This window comes from Sulfitobacter sp. BSw21498 (assembly GCF_006064855.1).
Lineage (GTDB): Bacteria > Pseudomonadota > Alphaproteobacteria > Rhodobacterales > Rhodobacteraceae > Sulfitobacter.
On the sequence record NZ_CP040753.1, the window covers coordinates 1,729,211 to 1,743,792 of the forward strand.

A 14,582-nucleotide genomic window follows, 5' to 3' on the forward strand; every position below is an offset into this window, starting at 1 on the left:
GCATGAAATTCCTCCTCGTCGAAGACAATCCGGAGCTGGCAAATGCGATCTGTTCCCGCATGGGACTGGATGGGCATCAGGTTGATCACGCTGCAAAAATCAGCGACGCCGTAGCCTTTGCACAGGTTGGCGAATACGATCTTATCCTGCTCGACATCATGTTGCCCGACGGGGATGGGCGCAGCTTTCTCAAGCAGCACCGTGCTGCAAAAAATGACACGCCAGTGATCGTTTTGACAGCGCGCAGTCAGGTTTCAGATCGAATCAGCATGCTTGATCTTGGCGCAGATGATTACGTTACCAAGCCTTTTGATCACGCCGAATTGCAGGCCCGTTGTCGCGCGGTGTTGCGCCGCAAAAGCGGTATGGCGCAACCGACAACCCGTTTGGGAGACGTCGAATTTGACCCTGTCAGAGGGTACCTGAACGTCAAAGGCACGACGATCAATCTGCGCAACCGGGAACTGCGATTGCTTGAGCTTTTGACAAACGCCAAGGGGCGGGTCTTCTCAAAGCAAAAACTGGTAGATCGGCTGTTTTCGTATGAGGACGATGTGTCCGAAAACGCGGTCGAGGTGTATATTGGACGGCTTCGCAAACATCTCGAAGGGTCCAGCGTCCAGATCACAACCCTGCGTGGTTTAGGCTACAGGCTCGATCATGACGAATAACGTCGTCGTCTTTGGATCACTGCGCAATCGGCTGGCGATGATACTGACCGGTGGGGCGGCCCTTCTTGCGATGCTGTTGTTCTTTGTTGTACGGGCCTATGCGACCCAAATAGCGCAAGAGGGTCAGGACAACATTCTCGGCGCGTCGGTCTCCTCCATTCTTGACGCCGCTGTTTTGCGCGACGGCGCTGTTGAATTGGACTTTCCCTATGCGTCCCTGTCCATGCTCAGCACATCGGCCGACGATCGCGTGTTCTATGCTATCTACGAGGATGGCGCGCTGCTGTCTGGCTACGATGGATTGGAGGCCGTCCTGCCCGTCCAATCCGGTGAAAGTATTTTCACATCGACGAACTACGACAACGCCATCATCCGTGTCGCCACTGCGAGCCGAACTTTGATCGGGATCGATACGCCGCGACAGGTCTCTGTCAGCGTGGCACAGACCCAAGATGCGCTGGCCGAAACGCTGAACAGGATTTCGCGCAACGTGGCCTTGTTCGGGGCGGGTTTCTTCGCCCTTGCGACTGCGTTGGCATTTTGGGCAGCGTCAACGACGATCGGCCAACTAAGCCGTCTGACCACATCCGTGACGCGGCGCGGCCCGCAGGACCTCAGCCCGTTCCTCAAACCGGTGCCCTCTGAAATGGTCCCACTGGTGGGGTCGCTGAATACGCTCATGTCACGCTTGGACCAATCCCTAAAGCAATCCGAAGACTTCATCGCCGAGGCGGCGCACCGTGTCCGCACGCCGCTGGCCACCGTGCGGTCTTACGCAGAGGCCACATTTCAGCGGGTAGAGACACAGGAAAACCGCGACGCCTTGCGCTCCATGATGCGCGCAATTGACGAAAGCTCGCGCGCGGCGGGGCAGTTGCTTGATCATGCGATGGTCACCTTTAGGGCCGAGAACCTCGAACGCGAAGACGTAGAACTTGATGAGTTGTTGCGTGACCTCGTGCAACGGATGATGCCTGTGGCCGATATGCGCGATGTAACAATTGACCTTGAAAGCACCGAACCCGCGATCATACGGGGCGATCCGGTCTTGCTGCAAAACGCCTTTCGCAACCTCATCGACAATGCGCTTAAATACGCGCCGGCGGACACGTCGATTACGATCCACGTTCAAACAAAGCCGCGTATTTCGGTCGATGTCCTTGATCAGGGTCGCGGGTTCTTACCCACCGAGATGGACAAGCTCGCCGGACGGTTTGTCCGCGGCGGTGATACGCAGGGGCACATCGGGTCCGGGCTTGGGCTGACAATTGCGCAAGACGTGGCAACCGCGCACAACGGCACCATGGTATTGTCCAACAGAACGGAAGGCGGCGCATGCGTTACTTTGCAATTCTAATCCTGTCTGTCTGGCCAGTGTTTGCGGCCGCTCAAGATTGGGAGGATCGGCGGATCTTCGGGGGCGAAAGCGCGCCGCACTCGCTGCGGATACTCTCCAGCACAGACACGTCGTTTTTCATTCCGATAATCGAGAGTTTTATTGCACAGCGGCCGGGCATTTCCGTTGAATATCTTGTCACAGGTACAGCCGATCTGGATGATCTATTCCGCCGGAACCCTGGCCAATTTGACGTTGTCATTTCAAGCGCGATGGATTTGCAACTCAAGCTCACCAATGACGGCTTTGCACAGCGGCTGGGAGAGTTGGAGCATCCCGACTGGGCGCAATGGCGCAGCAGTCTGTTTGCGTTCACCATCGAACCGGCGGCCATCGTCATCAACGCCGCCGCGTTTAAAGGACTGCCGTTACCCGCCACGCGCCAAGACTTGATCGAAGTCCTGCGTGCCAACGCAGAGCTGTTTGACGGAAAGGTCGGGACCTACGATGTGCGCCTTTCGGGATTGGGGTACCTGTTTGCAACGCAAGACGCCCGTGCCTCTGAAACATTTTGGCGGCTCATGGAAGTCATCGGCAGTCTTGACGCGCAACTCTATTGTTGTTCGGGTGAAATGATTGACGACCTCGCAGAAGGTCGCATTTTGGTCGCTTATAATGTGCTTGGCAGCTACGCACTGGCGCGTGCAGACACCCAAGACGCGTTGACCGTCATCCTGCCCTCCGACTTTCCGACGACCATGATGCGATCCGCATTCGTGTCCAAATCTGCATCGGACCTGATCTTGGCTGAATCTTTCGTGAGCCACCTGATCGGTCTGCAAGCTGAAGGCTCCTCTGAAAACTTCCCCTTGCCATCGCTTGATGCATTTCAAGCCACCAGTGGCCGTGCGTCCATCAGCCTCGAACCTGCGTTGATGACGTATCTTGATCGGCTCAAGCAGCAAATTTTCATTCGTGAATGGGAAAGTGCGATTATCCAAGAGCGGTAGAGGTTTCGACGTGATCGGGGAATGCCTAGGACTTCGCGCTCGCGAAACTTGCACCTATGTGTCTCGTGGCTTCGCAAATCGACATTCACTGCCATGCGTTGGGAAATTGAAGGCGTGTCTGCTGTAGATTAATGGATGTCCAATGGTCTGGTTGGGCTCGCTCTTCGACGTGTCGAAGCGAAGAACGTTTAGCCCAAGGGTGCGATCTTCGTCGGTGGTCCCAAAGCCTGCAACCGGCCATTCACATTGGAACCTTGGACCGGCAAATGAGGCGCAAGATGATTGAGCCGAACCTATCAGATCTGTCAGTCAGCAAGCAGTGTGCGTTGCTGTCGATCTCGCGGTCGTCGTTTTATTATGAGCCTAAGGGAGAGACGGAGATACCCCTCGAACTGATGCGGCTGATCCATTGCCCGGCAGTCGAAACGCAGTTTCGATGAGAGGGGACAAGCAGTTCCTGGAGACCCCGTTTTACGGTGTGCGGCAGCCTCTCGGGACATTGCTTTCGGCATTACCCTGACGGCCAGCGGATGACATGGCATTTGCGCAATGAAGACCATCTGCTGAACGAGAAGCGGATCAGACGCCTGATGCGGATGATGGGCCTCATGCCGATCTATCAGAAACCTGACATCCCGCCGCCCCTCTCGGGATCATGCTGCGCATAACCCTGCCGGGCAACGGATCAACATCTTTGTCGAACGACTGTGGCGGTCTCTGAAGTACGAGTGCGTCTAGTTGCATGCTTGGAAGACCGGTTCAGAAGCTAAAGCGGGCGTCAGAAAGTGGATCGAGTTCTACAATCACAAGCGACCGCATTCTACCCTTGGCGGCAGGCCACCAGCCGTGGTCCATTGGCATAGAAACAAAACAACCAACCCCGATCAGCCGGTGCAAAAATTAGCTTAATTTGCGCTAGATACTGCCCAACCAATGAGGAGTAGCTCATGCCCTATTCTTTTTATAAAACCTGTGTTACCTGATCGAGATTAGGAAGCCCTCTCGAACTGGATGACATGTCAAATCTGCGCAGCTATTTTCTGGTTTTCCTGCTGGCGCTTACGGTGACGTTACCGTCGTTGATGACGCATACTACCGCATCGGCGGGTACGGCGTCCGATGAAATGGCCGGTGTCCATGCAAGTTCTATGTGCGGCCAGCCGAGCGGAATGAATGGTGCCGATGATGGCTGCGCTGCGATGGCAGGCCACTGCTTAATTGCGTCGTGCGCCACCTACAAGCTTTCACAGCCCCCAGCGATCCGGATTTCCATCAGCCACCTTTCGCTCCAGATCAAATCCTACAAAATTTTCGCCGCAATCGAGACGCCGCCACCGCGCGCGACAAGCTAAAGCCAACGCCTGTTTTTAACCAATCTTAAAGGTCGGTTATCTTTAGACGTGTAACCGCGATCTGAATGCATCCGCGGCTTTTGGCGAACTCACATATAGACAAAGAAACTCACGTCGCGTTCTCGCGCGCCGTTCTCATTTGTAAATCATTGAAAGGAATGGAAATGAATTCCATTGCCATGTTCCGCGCGGCCCTTTTGGGGTTGGCGGTAACCACTTTGGGCGGGCTAAGCGCCTCTGCTGAAACCTATGACATCAGCGTCGACAACATCCGTATCGACACCGGTGACTTCAAGAAAAAGGGCGTCGGCTATAACAACAGCCAGATCCCTACTGTTCTGCGCTTCAAAGAGGGTGAAAACGTCATCCTCAATGTCAAAAACAACCTGCGCGAGTCGACGTCGATCCACTGGCACGGTCTGATCCTGCCGTTCCGCCAAGACGGCGTGCCCGGTATCAGCTTTAACGGCATCAAGCCGGGCACTACCTTCACCTATAACTTTCCGATCAAACAGGCAGGCACCTATTGGTTCCACAGCCACTCCGGCTTCCAAGAACCTGACGGAGCTTACGGCGCGATTGTGATCGAACCTAAGGGCCACGATCCTATCCATGCCGATCGCGATTATGTCGTGCAATTGACCGATAAACACCCCCACAGTGGCAACAAGATTTTCCGCAATGTGAAACGCTCGGCGGATTACTATAACCGCTCGCAACGCACGCTTGATGACCTGCTGAACGACGCTCAGGCAGACGGGCTGAAAGCGACCCTCAAAGACCGCAAGATGTGGGGCAAGATGCGGATGACCCCGACCGACGTCGAGGACATCCAAGGCTTCACCGCCCTGATCAACGGGCAGAGCACCAAACAAAACTGGACCGGCCTGTTCAAAGCAGGTGAAAAAGTCCGCCTGCGGCTCATCAACTCGTCAGCAATGACCTATTTCGATGTGCGCGTGCCCGGCCTGAAGATGACGGTCGTCCAAGCGGACGGCAATAATGTCAAACCTGTTGTGGTCGACGAGTTGCGCATCGCGGTCGCCGAGACCTACGACGTGATCGTCGAGCCGCGCAAAAACATGCCCTACTCGGTGATCGCTGAGTCGATGGGCCGCACGGGTCTGGTGCGCGGTACCCTGTCACCGCAGGCCGGACTTGTTGGTGGTGTTCCCCGTTTGCGCCCGCAACCGCTTCTTACCATGGCTGATATGTCCGGCATGATGGGCGGCATGGGCATGGATATGAACGGCATGAGCATGGGCGGCATGGACATGGGCGGTATGAAAATGAACCTTACCGATACCGGCATGAACGACATGGCCGGAATGGAGATGCCGAAAGCTGGCGCTGATCCACACGCAGGCCATGACATGGCAAACATGGATATGGGCGATATGAAGATGCCCAAGAAGAAGGCTGATGCTCACGCGGGGCACAACATGAAGAACATGGACATGGGCGGCAAGAAAATGTCCAAGAAATCCATGGCAGGCATGAACGACATGAACGGCAAAACTGAGTTCTATGCGCAGGGCAGCGGATTGACGCCCCATGCAGCGAACGGCGGCAAGTTTCTATCCTATGACGACCTGAAAGCCAGCAACCCGCTGTTTCGTGATCGCAAGCCGACGCGCACGATCGAGCTGCGTCTGACCGGCAATATGGAGCGTTATATCTGGTCGATCAACGGCGTTAAGATGGAAGATGCCGACCCGATCGTGCTGAACTATGGCGAGCGTGTACGCTTTAAGTTCGTGAACGAGACGATGATGGCGCACCCGATGCACCTGCACGGCATGTGGTCCTTGCTTGATACCGGCAAGGGCAAGTGGAACCCCATCAAGCATACCGTCAACATCAATCCCGGTACCACGGTCTATACCGAAACCGAAGTGGACGCCTCGGGTCAGTGGGCCTTCCACTGCCACCTGTCCTACCACGCCGAAGCGGGCATGTTCCGCAAAGTCGTCGTTGTTGGTGGTCCGGCATGAGCTCTCATACAAATCTAAAAGGTACTCAGATGAAAAACCTTATCACGTCCGGAGCAGTGGCTCTGGCAACCTTTACCGCAGGCGCTGCCTTAGCAGAGCCTGGTGTCCCACCGCTGATCTATGGCGTTCAAGTCGAACAGCTTGAATATCGTTTTGGCGAAAATGACGAAGAGCTCCTCGTTTGGGATTTCGACGCCATGGTCGGCAATGACGAATTGAAGCTCGTATTCAGAAGCGAAGCAGAAATGGAAACATCGTCAAACGACTTCGAGACGCTGGAAAACCAGCTGCGTTTGCAAAAGCCGATCTCGGATTTCTTTGATGCCGCTGTCGGCGTGCATGCCAGCACCCCGACCGACGGGCCCGACCGGTATAATCTGGTGGTCGGCGTCAAAGGGCTCGCGCCGCAGTGGTTCGAGATCGACGCAGATCTTTACCTTTCCGAGCACCCGTTTGGCCGGTTTGAGGCTGAATACGAGGCTCTGCTGACCAACCGGTTGATCCTGACGCCAAGCATCGAAGTCAACATGCCGTTCAAGGATGACACCGAAGCGGGCCAAGCGGCTGGCGGTGCAACGATCGAGATCGGCGCACGGCTCAGCTACGATCTCGTGGATCGCGCCATTTCGCCCTACGTCGGGGTGAATTACGAGAAGTCCTTTGGCGGCACGGCCGACCTGACTGAGGCTGCGGGGGGCCAAAGCGACAATCTCTCCCTTGTGTTCGGGACACGTCTGTTTTTCTGATGCTTGATAAGTGAGTTATCGGCCCGCAGGCAGATTGTCTGCGGGCCGATGCGCGCCGTTGACCATTGTGGCTTTTTCAACTTTAAGTTTTGGCTCCGGCGAACCAAATAGCCGAAACATTTATTTCCAGGATATCAGCAGCGGGTCCAGCCTCAAGGCAGCCAGCGACTTCTCAGCCATCTTCGTAAATGGCGACAGGTTGCGTCCAGTCGTGGTCCGTCAGCCTTACTATTGAGGTATCGCGGATTTCATCCACCGTTCGGTCACGGTAAGCTGCGGCGATGGCGTCGGCCCCAGCGCCGCCCGCAGACTTTTGATAACAGTTGATCGCAGTTGCGCCCATCACATTTATAGGCTCGATTTTAACATCAGGGTCGATCTCGCACTGGTATGGCATTTTCAATGCGGCTGCCGTCAGCCGCGCGGTGATATCGGCGGCCGTCCAGCCAATGCACCCCAAGACCGCCATCGTCATTCGGAGCAAAAGCTACACTTGCCATGCTTGCGTTGCGAACTGCCAACATGCGGAATAACTGGCGTTGTCCAGTTTACCCCCTACCCTTCTGATAATGCGATATTGGCGTCATATTGATAGCTGCCCTGCCCGTTAAGTTCGCAACCGTTCCGTTGTGCCCGCCCGCAAGATTTCCCGATGATTATCTAAACGAGGTGCTAAATGACGTCGTTAACGACGTAATTTAGGTGGGGTTTAGCGATTTACGGTGAGATATTTGGGTTTGAACGTGGGCGGCGCTAAAGCGACAAAGAGAAGCCCAGATGGGCACCGATGAGGCGAGGTTCACAGACACTGTATCGGATTGGTAAATGGTTCAGGCCACCGACCATGTCGCAACCGCTAACACCGCCATTCTAACGGCGGTGTTAGCGCCGATCTTTTCTGTCCAGCTCATAGCGCTGCGACCATCCTCGAATGTCTCAAGGTGTGGTTTGCGGGTGTTTATGCCGGCTGGTGCATCAAGCGCATGCAGGTCGAAGCCAGGATATTCCACGGCATGTGCGGGGTAACCGCGATCTCAATTAGACCAAGCCACTCTGCAAGAAAGCGCGTCAGACTTAGCGACATCGGCCCATCGGCTCTTGCGCTTCGAATTCCTGCGCTCAAACGATGGCTGTTGTTTCCTCCGCACTGGTGGCTCAGTTGATACCGTTGGCGCGCTGCAATGCACGAACGTAGGCGACGATATTGAGAACATCGGCTTTCGTCACGCCCTCAACGGCGGGCATGTTCCCAAACCTCCAGTGATGCGCACGAACGCCGGTTTTCGCCGCAAGGACAAAAGCCATGTCACCATGGTGGCCGGGTTCGTAAATCTTATGCACCAGAGGCGGGGCAATGCCGTCCTGACCCTGCGCATTTGCGCCGTGGCACGCAGCACAGGCTGCATCATAGGCGCGCGCGCCAATTTGCTCCTGCTCGGAAAAGCTGGCAGGCAGGGTAACGGAAACGATCGCACCTTCTGGCAAGGTTGGTTTTCGGTCCGTCGATGGCCTGGTATATTGATTACCGTTCGGAGTGATGTACCAAGCCCCGGCAATCATTACGATCAAGGCAAATGCAATCGCTATCCATTTCATTTAGCTAAATTCCTTCTTTAAAGTTGCGGCGAGGCCCAAGCGTACCCGCAGTGTAATGCTGGCCACGACGATTGACGAATTGCGACATGGTAGGCACTGGATCGACTGGTGGACTTCGTCGTTCTTCGGGTTGAGAAAACTGCTCCTTTTTCCTGAAAAAATTCGTAATCTCCTGATACCTTATCTTTGTGTCTTCGAGGGTCTGATAGTATCGGAAGAGTTCCTTCAGGGGTGCCGAAAAGTCCTTGTGAGCGGCTAGCACAGCGACCAGCGCTCCAAGCGTAATCCGGCCCTCGATTACAAAGTACCCGCCCAATGAGTAGAAGAGAAACGGAGTAAGAGCAGTCAGGAAATTGTTCAGTGCCTTGATAAAGAATTTCAATCGAAATATTCTGCGTCGCACCCGCTCAAGTTCTCGAAAACTCGCGCTGGCCGGGCCCAGGCCACCAGACTCGGCTTGCCTTGCGCGCAACTGGTCGCTGAGGTGCCTGCCGAGCTGTCGTACCTCCTTGATCCTTGTGCGCGACAGGACATTGACCCGACGCTGTAATCTAGGCAGCAGGACCAGCTGAATGGGCAAAACCGTAAGTGCGGCAGCGCCCAAAACCGGATCTTGAATAAACATGAACAGCAGGATGGTCGCGAGAGTACCGCCTTGCAGGATCGGCAAGGTGAGAACATCCGCCGCGAAGCCCCCGATCGGCTCAACCTCCTGAGCAAGGATCGGGACGATCTCGCTTTTGTCTGTGGAGTTAGGATCTCTGCGCCACTGCCGGTAGACCAGCAACCTGAAACGCCGCAAGAACCGTTCAGCGACATAGCCGTTAAATACGTTCAGGATGTATTTATTAAGCCCGTTCAAAATGATCGCCAGAAGGTAAAGACCGCAGAGCAGTAGGAGCAGGGAAAGCTGATCCATGTCCCAGCCATAGACGTTGATTGGAAAACGCGGCCCATCCAGCGCATTGTTCACGATCTGTTTTGGCAATTCCAAGGTCAAATAGAGTATCGGCATAGCAATCAAGCTGATCATGACCATGATGGCCTGTTGCCGTTTTGAGTACCTCAAGACGCTGGCGAAAAGACCCGCATCGAGCCCCCGAATAGGCTGGAACTGAATTGCGGGTGCGCTTTGTCGTCGCCAGAACCCCAAAAGCCCGCGAAGTACAAGATAGCCGCCGGCAGTGATCAGCAACGCCGGCGTCAAAATCAGGATGATGTGAATAAACGGATGTACCCAATCGGGCGTCGCGTCGTTGTAGTCGTATCCAAAGATGGCGGATACGTCGTGTACAAACACGTGATATCTATCCATGAACGTCATTAGAATAACCTCACCCGTTGGAGTTTGAGGCAAGGCGCTCATGTACCATGATGACTCCCCACATACCTGCTTCGCGATGAGCAGGCCGGAGGCAGGCAAATTCGAGGTTCGTCGCGGCTGAGAACTGCCATGCTAACTCGTCACTTTGCCCACTTGAGATGGAAACAGCATTGAGGCCGTCATGCTGCATGTCTGGGTGTTCACGCATCCATTGCTTGTGTTCAGCAATTTCATTGAACGAGCCAAGAAAAAAATCGTGATCCAGATCCCCCGGGTTATTGACTACAAACCTTACAACTGAATCCTTTTCGATATGGATCGCGTCTGGCTCAAACAGCAAATAGCCGTTCTCGGTTTCTTTGATCGAAATTTCGATTGTTCTTGTTATAGAAGCGTTATCACCGGGCTTTCCAATCGGATCGTGCCCCGGCAGGTTGTAGGCGGTGGAGCGAGGCTTTTGGCCTTTGCCCGAGCTTGCTTGCGTGAGTGTGCCGATCAAAATCAACGATAGACAGAGGGTAAAAATATTTAGGGCTGCATTCATGATCTGTTCCACAAGGCTGTGTTTATTGGTTCTTGATTGAGTCAAACTTCTCGAAATGGTGGATGACCAGGGATTTCACGCAATGCCCTACGCTCTGAGCCATTTCACTTGAGTGACGGTCAGCTTCCACTTCGCACGCTCGGCAATAAGCTCAATGTCGTGATCTTCAGACATACTGGCAGTCATTGCCCGACCGGCGCTGAGAACCATGGACGTCGGGATCACGCATAGCGATGCGTAATGCGAAGACCCCGCATGGAGCCTTAGATTAGATCAGGAATGGGGAGGTCGGAGAAAACCGGAAGGCTCAATGGACTCGGCTTGTGCGTGGAGGGTCAGGTATTTGCCACTTGTTGCCTGTTCCACAAAATCACTAGCTGTGTCGCCCAGAAAAACAGAAAAGCAGACTCCGCTACAACACTGCCCCGAAGATTCAGCATCAGCAGCCGTTTCCGCGACAGCACCGCAATCTCCATGCGGTGCTTTGGACTGTGCTAATTTATGCATATGTTCGGCATCTTGATCGTCGGCTTGGGATATCATCGCATGATAATCGCCGTGCATTCCAGACGTAGCATGGCTCGCGGAAGGGGCTAGCAGAGCCAACGCCAATATCAGCACTAGACATAAAAATGTCTTTATCACTACCAAGATTGAGCCACTACAATACATAAAAAGGTGGTAGCTGTGACCTCATAGGTTTGTCAATCCTGGATTGAGCGAGCCCATTTTATTATATGACCCGCAGCATGGCAGGGTTGGAGGCCCGGTGCAAATTTGGACCTGTCGCGCTTTCGTGCCGCCGCTTTGATAGCATTTACTGCAATAAAGAAGATCAACTTTGGGACTGAAGCGGACGGACGAATTCCGGCAGGACGCGGTGCGGATCGCACTGACAAGCGGGCTGACGCGGAAACAGGTGGCGGATGATCCATTGCCTGACAGGGTATTGCCCAGCAATGTCCCGAGAAGGTGGGCGTCGGGATGTCTACGCTGAACACATGGATCACAGCGCATCGAGGCACTGATGTGGTTTCGAAGAAGGATTTGGGTTTTGCCAAAGAGAATGATCGGCTTCGACGCGAGATCCAGTTCCTCAAGCAGGAGCGCGATATCCTAAAAAACTGTTCCGGGTTGGAGCCCGCCTGTGCGCGGTAGAAACAGCCTGTGCTATGTTGCGCTATGAAGGGCAGCGGCCGTTCGCTTATTAGTGGTCTCGATGTTGTCGAGAACCCCGTTAAAAAACGTGGTCCATGGGTTGATGCGAACTTGAGAGTGGTGACGCCGTTTTTCAGTGATCCCGGTTAGGAAGATGACGGATTTGCATAGCCCACGCCCTTCTGTTGCCGACAGGAGGATAGATGATGGCAAAGCAAAAGACCGGACGGACCCCCGTAATTGAGACCGTGGACATCGGCGCTGCCGCTGTTGATATCGGCTCGCGCGAACATATGGCAGCGGTGAACCCCGACGTAACGGATACACCGGTGCGTGCGTTTGGGACCTTCACTCATGATCTGCACGATCTCGCGGACTGGTTTAAATCGCACGGTGTGACCAGCGTCGCGATGGAATCCACGGGCGAGTATTGGATCCCAGCCTACGAGATACTCGAACAGTGCGGCTTCGAGGTTATTCTGGTCAACGCGCGCTACGCCAAGAACGTACCCGGCCGGAAAACCGACGTCAGTGACGCCAGTTGGCTGCGGCAGCTACATTCCTATGGGCTTCTGCGTGGCAGCTTTCGACCAACGGCTGAGATTGCAACGCTGCGGGCCTATTTGCGCCAACGGGAACGGCTGGTCGAGTATGCGGCGGCTCATATCCATTGACCGGCAGGGTATCGCATAGCGATGTCCCGAGAGGGGAGCACATGCAAAAGGCACTGATGGAGATGAACCTGCAGCTGCATCATGTTGTGTCTGATATCACTGGCGTGACAGGGATGAAGATCATCCGTGCGATTGTTGCGGGCGAACGGGACTTGGATGTGTTGGCGTCTCATCGTGATGTGCCTTGTCGCGCCTCAACTGAGACGATCAAAGCCGCGCTCAATGGGAATGATCGGGCCGAGCACATCTTTGCGCTGACCCAATCGTTGGTGCTTTATGACTTCTATCAGACCAAGATGCTCGAATGTGATCGCCACCTCGAGGCGACGCTGGCGGCATTAGGGGCCGTTACGGAACATGACCCAAGTGAGTTGCCGCGCCCGCGCACCAAAACCAAGCAGGTCAGCACCCCTTCGTTCGATGTCAGGGCAGCGTTGTTCAGCGTCCTCGGTGTTGATCTAACGCAAATCCATGGGATGGGACCGTCCCTGTCGCTCAAGCTAGTAGGCGAATGCGGCACTGACCTGCGCGCTTGGCCGAGTGCCAAGCACTTCACATCGTGGCTCTGTCTGGCACCCGGTAACAAGATCTCCGGCGGCAAAGTTCTATCATCCCGAACGCGGCGATCATCCAGCCGTGCGGCGGCCTTGCTACGCCTGGCTGCGGTCACCATTGGACGAAGCGACACGGCACTGGGCGCATTTTACCGGCGGCTGGCAGCAAGGGCAGGCAAAGCGAAAGCAGTCACGGCAACGGCGCGCAAGATCGCAGTTTTATTCTACAACACCCTGCGCCATAGCATGACTTATCAGGATCCCGGCGCGTCTCATTACGAGGAACGATACCGCAATCGTGTGCTCGGCAATCTCAAACGTCGGGCCAAGTCATTCGGGTATGATTTGCAAAAATTGCCAATGGAGGCTGACATGGCTGTTTCTTAGGAACACCGGGCACACCTCCCAGTCAGCCGCCTGTGTCACGTTGTCGGTGTCAGCTCGAGCGGCTTGCGGGCTTTCCGCAGCCGCCCTGCCAGTCGCAAACAACGATCTGATCTGGTGACTTTGGCTCATATCAAGGAACAATCCCGCCTCAGCCTGGGTAGCTGTTCCAGCTTCGCACAAGAACTCCTCAATTCATAAGACAAGAGGGGGACAGCGATCATAAGTTCAACATTGCGCCGAACCTACTGGACCGAAACTTTACCGCAGACGAGACAAATCAGAAATGGGCGGGCGATGTTAGCTGTGTCTGGACGCGCGAGGGCAGGTTGTATCTGGCCGTGATCATGGATCTACATTCTCGGCGCGTCATCGGCTGGCAAACGACTGCAGAGGCACTCGACCGGCTGCTCAAACAGGATATAAACGAAGATGTTGCGACGACCGGTTGAATCCGCCCAATATTGCTCTCGCGACTATCAGAAGATTCTGCGCCAACACGGGTTCAAGGTATCAATGAGCGGAAAGGGTCACTGTTATGATAATGCTGTCGTCGAGACTTTCTTCAAAACCATCAAAGCAGAGCTGATCTGGCGACATCCTTGGGAAACACGACGGAAGGCCGAGATGGCAATCTTCGAATACATCAACGGATTCTACAATCCGCGCCGCCGTCACTCAGCACTGGGATGGGAAAGCCCTGTAGCCTTCGACCGAAAGGTGGCTTAAGCGAGCCCTTGGGGCCGCACGAAAGCGCGACAGGTCCAATAGGCCGATAGTGCTATTACGAGACCTTTGCCGCAGTGCCGATGACGGCAGGGCAGCAGCGGAAGCGGTCAGGGCCACGAAAGACGGTTATCTTACCGAGGGGACAAGATCCTCGAACTCTGCTACGCTTGTATGTAGCGGAGGACGATAAAAATGAGTTTTGTTTCAATCACAACTTGGCGAATGGTAGGCGAGACTGAGACTTTGCAACATGTGACAGAGCTCATGGTGCGAAAATACTTTCCGGGGCTTCTGGCTTTGGGCGCAAAACATTCAATGCTCGTGGATGTTGAATTAGACCGTTTTGCCATCGTTACGGTTTACCCAAGCCGCGAGGTGCGCAATGCCGCCGTCGCTCATATCTCAGCCCTACGTATCGAAGGTGCCGAGGAATTTGGGGCGGAGCTGATGGATGCTTACGGCGGCGAGATGTTGGCCGCCTCCGAAGCCTAGAAAGCTATGCTAATCTTA

General features: G+C 54.8%; 15 protein-coding genes and 3 pseudogenes. 13 read left to right on the top strand and 5 right to left on the bottom strand.

Features of this window, described 5'->3' with window-relative positions; translation table 11 throughout:
- Positions 1-2: 2 nt before the first annotated feature.
- From E5180_RS08440 to E5180_RS08475, 8 genes and pseudogenes are all read left to right on the top strand, one after another.
- Positions 3-671 (top strand): response regulator transcription factor, encoded by a 669-nt coding sequence (locus E5180_RS08440; RefSeq protein WP_138923990.1) that lies wholly within the window; start codon positions 3-5, stop codon positions 669-671.
- Complete coding sequence (locus tag E5180_RS08445) at positions 661-2,028, top strand: sensor histidine kinase (protein ID WP_138923991.1); 1,368 nt, start codon at positions 661-663, stop codon at positions 2,026-2,028. Before E5180_RS08440 ends, E5180_RS08445 begins: the two co-directional genes overlap by 11 nt.
- Entirely contained in the window at positions 2,007-3,017 is a 1,011-nt protein-coding gene (locus E5180_RS08450; RefSeq protein ID WP_138923992.1) for an ABC transporter substrate-binding protein, read from the top strand. The genes E5180_RS08445 and E5180_RS08450 overlap by 22 nt, the downstream gene beginning before the upstream one ends.
- Before the next feature lie 530 nt (positions 3,018-3,547).
- Positions 3,548-3,685 carry an IS3 family transposase gene (locus tag E5180_RS16115; protein ID WP_138923993.1) on the top strand — a complete coding sequence of 46 codons (138 nt, stop codon included), beginning with the start codon at positions 3,548-3,550 and terminating at the stop codon, positions 3,683-3,685.
- 19 nt (positions 3,686-3,704) lie between these two features.
- Positions 3,705-3,926 (top strand): annotated as a pseudogene (locus E5180_RS16120) (integrase core domain-containing protein); the annotation flags it as partial.
- A 107-nt stretch (positions 3,927-4,033) separates the two neighbouring features.
- Entirely contained in the window at positions 4,034-4,369 is a 336-nt protein-coding gene (locus E5180_RS08465; protein WP_138923995.1) for a hypothetical protein, read from the top strand.
- Between the two features lie 164 nt (positions 4,370-4,533).
- The gene (locus E5180_RS08470; RefSeq protein WP_138923996.1) at positions 4,534-6,363 is read left to right on the top strand and encodes a copper resistance system multicopper oxidase; all 1,830 of its coding nucleotides are present in this window, start codon (positions 4,534-4,536) and stop codon (positions 6,361-6,363) included.
- A gap of 29 nt (positions 6,364-6,392) precedes the next feature.
- On the top strand, positions 6,393-7,109 hold the full coding sequence (locus tag E5180_RS08475) for a copper resistance protein B (RefSeq protein WP_138923997.1): 717 nt from the start codon (positions 6,393-6,395) through the stop codon (positions 7,107-7,109).
- Between the two features lie 172 nt (positions 7,110-7,281).
- On the opposite strand, the gene E5180_RS08480 is transcribed toward E5180_RS08475, so the two are convergent.
- From E5180_RS08480 to E5180_RS08500, 5 genes are all read right to left on the bottom strand, one after another.
- The gene (locus E5180_RS08480; protein ID WP_138923998.1) at positions 7,282-7,584 is read right to left on the bottom strand and encodes a hypothetical protein; all 303 of its coding nucleotides are present in this window, start codon (positions 7,582-7,584) and stop codon (positions 7,282-7,284) included.
- Between the two features lie 680 nt (positions 7,585-8,264).
- The gene (locus E5180_RS08485) at positions 8,265-8,705 is read right to left on the bottom strand and encodes a c-type cytochrome (RefSeq protein WP_138923999.1); all 441 of its coding nucleotides are present in this window, start codon (positions 8,703-8,705) and stop codon (positions 8,265-8,267) included.
- Between the two features lie 4 nt (positions 8,706-8,709).
- Positions 8,710-10,029 (bottom strand): ABC transporter transmembrane domain-containing protein, encoded by a 1,320-nt coding sequence (locus E5180_RS08490; protein ID WP_138924000.1) that lies wholly within the window; start codon positions 10,027-10,029, stop codon positions 8,710-8,712.
- 10 nt (positions 10,030-10,039) lie between these two features.
- Positions 10,040-10,573 (bottom strand): cupredoxin domain-containing protein, encoded by a 534-nt coding sequence (locus E5180_RS08495; protein WP_138925168.1) that lies wholly within the window; start codon positions 10,571-10,573, stop codon positions 10,040-10,042.
- Positions 10,574-10,846: 273 nt separating this feature from the next.
- Positions 10,847-11,137, bottom strand: a complete 291-nt coding sequence (locus tag E5180_RS08500; protein WP_138924001.1) for a hypothetical protein — start codon at positions 11,135-11,137, stop codon at positions 10,847-10,849.
- Positions 11,138-11,414: 277 nt separating this feature from the next.
- On the opposite strand from E5180_RS08500, the pseudogene E5180_RS08505 reads away from it, so the two are divergent.
- The 5 genes and pseudogenes from E5180_RS08505 to E5180_RS08520 form a co-directional block, all read left to right on the top strand.
- Positions 11,415-11,695: pseudogene (locus E5180_RS08505) on the top strand (transposase); the annotation flags it as partial.
- A gap of 242 nt (positions 11,696-11,937) precedes the next feature.
- Positions 11,938-12,405: an IS110 family transposase gene (locus tag E5180_RS16125; protein ID WP_441351420.1), complete on the top strand. Its 468-nt coding sequence runs from the start codon at positions 11,938-11,940 to the stop codon at positions 12,403-12,405.
- A gap of 41 nt (positions 12,406-12,446) precedes the next feature.
- A complete protein-coding gene (locus E5180_RS16130; protein WP_441351421.1) occupies positions 12,447-13,346 on the top strand; it encodes a transposase in 900 nt (299 codons plus the stop codon).
- Positions 13,347-14,072: pseudogene (locus tag E5180_RS08515) on the top strand (IS3 family transposase); the annotation flags it as partial.
- Between the two features lie 192 nt (positions 14,073-14,264).
- Positions 14,265-14,564: a hypothetical protein gene (locus E5180_RS08520; RefSeq protein ID WP_254700436.1), complete on the top strand. Its 300-nt coding sequence runs from the start codon at positions 14,265-14,267 to the stop codon at positions 14,562-14,564.
- Positions 14,565-14,582: the final 18 nt, after the last annotated feature.

Excerpts from the sequence above, each read along its gene's own strand:
- E5180_RS08495 (WP_138925168.1), bottom strand. The coding sequence starts at position 10,573 with ATGAATGCAGCCCTAAATATTTTTACCCTCTGTCTATCGTTGATTTTG.
- E5180_RS08480 (WP_138923998.1), bottom strand. The coding sequence starts at position 7,584 with ATGACGATGGCGGTCTTGGGGTGCATTGGCTGGACGGCCGCCGATATC.
- E5180_RS08485 (WP_138923999.1), bottom strand. The coding sequence starts at position 8,705 with ATGAAATGGATAGCGATTGCATTTGCCTTGATCGTAATGATTGCCGGG.
- E5180_RS16130 (WP_441351421.1), top strand. The coding sequence starts at position 12,447 with ATGCAAAAGGCACTGATGGAGATGAACCTGCAGCTGCATCATGTTGTG.
- E5180_RS08470 (WP_138923996.1), top strand. The coding sequence starts at position 4,534 with ATGAATTCCATTGCCATGTTCCGCGCGGCCCTTTTGGGGTTGGCGGTA.
- E5180_RS08490 (WP_138924000.1), bottom strand. The coding sequence starts at position 10,029 with ATGACGTTCATGGATAGATATCACGTGTTTGTACACGACGTATCCGCC.
- E5180_RS08520 (WP_254700436.1), top strand. The coding sequence starts at position 14,265 with ATGAGTTTTGTTTCAATCACAACTTGGCGAATGGTAGGCGAGACTGAG.
- E5180_RS16125 (WP_441351420.1), top strand. The coding sequence starts at position 11,938 with ATGGCAAAGCAAAAGACCGGACGGACCCCCGTAATTGAGACCGTGGAC.
- E5180_RS08475 (WP_138923997.1), top strand. The coding sequence starts at position 6,393 with ATGAAAAACCTTATCACGTCCGGAGCAGTGGCTCTGGCAACCTTTACC.
- E5180_RS08445 (WP_138923991.1), top strand. The coding sequence starts at position 661 with ATGACGAATAACGTCGTCGTCTTTGGATCACTGCGCAATCGGCTGGCG.
- E5180_RS08500 (WP_138924001.1), bottom strand. The coding sequence starts at position 11,137 with ATGCACGGCGATTATCATGCGATGATATCCCAAGCCGACGATCAAGAT.
- E5180_RS08450 (WP_138923992.1), top strand. The coding sequence starts at position 2,007 with ATGCGTTACTTTGCAATTCTAATCCTGTCTGTCTGGCCAGTGTTTGCG.
- E5180_RS08465 (WP_138923995.1), top strand. The coding sequence starts at position 4,034 with ATGTCAAATCTGCGCAGCTATTTTCTGGTTTTCCTGCTGGCGCTTACG.
- E5180_RS08440 (WP_138923990.1), top strand. The coding sequence starts at position 3 with ATGAAATTCCTCCTCGTCGAAGACAATCCGGAGCTGGCAAATGCGATC.
- E5180_RS16115 (WP_138923993.1), top strand. The coding sequence starts at position 3,548 with ATGACATGGCATTTGCGCAATGAAGACCATCTGCTGAACGAGAAGCGG.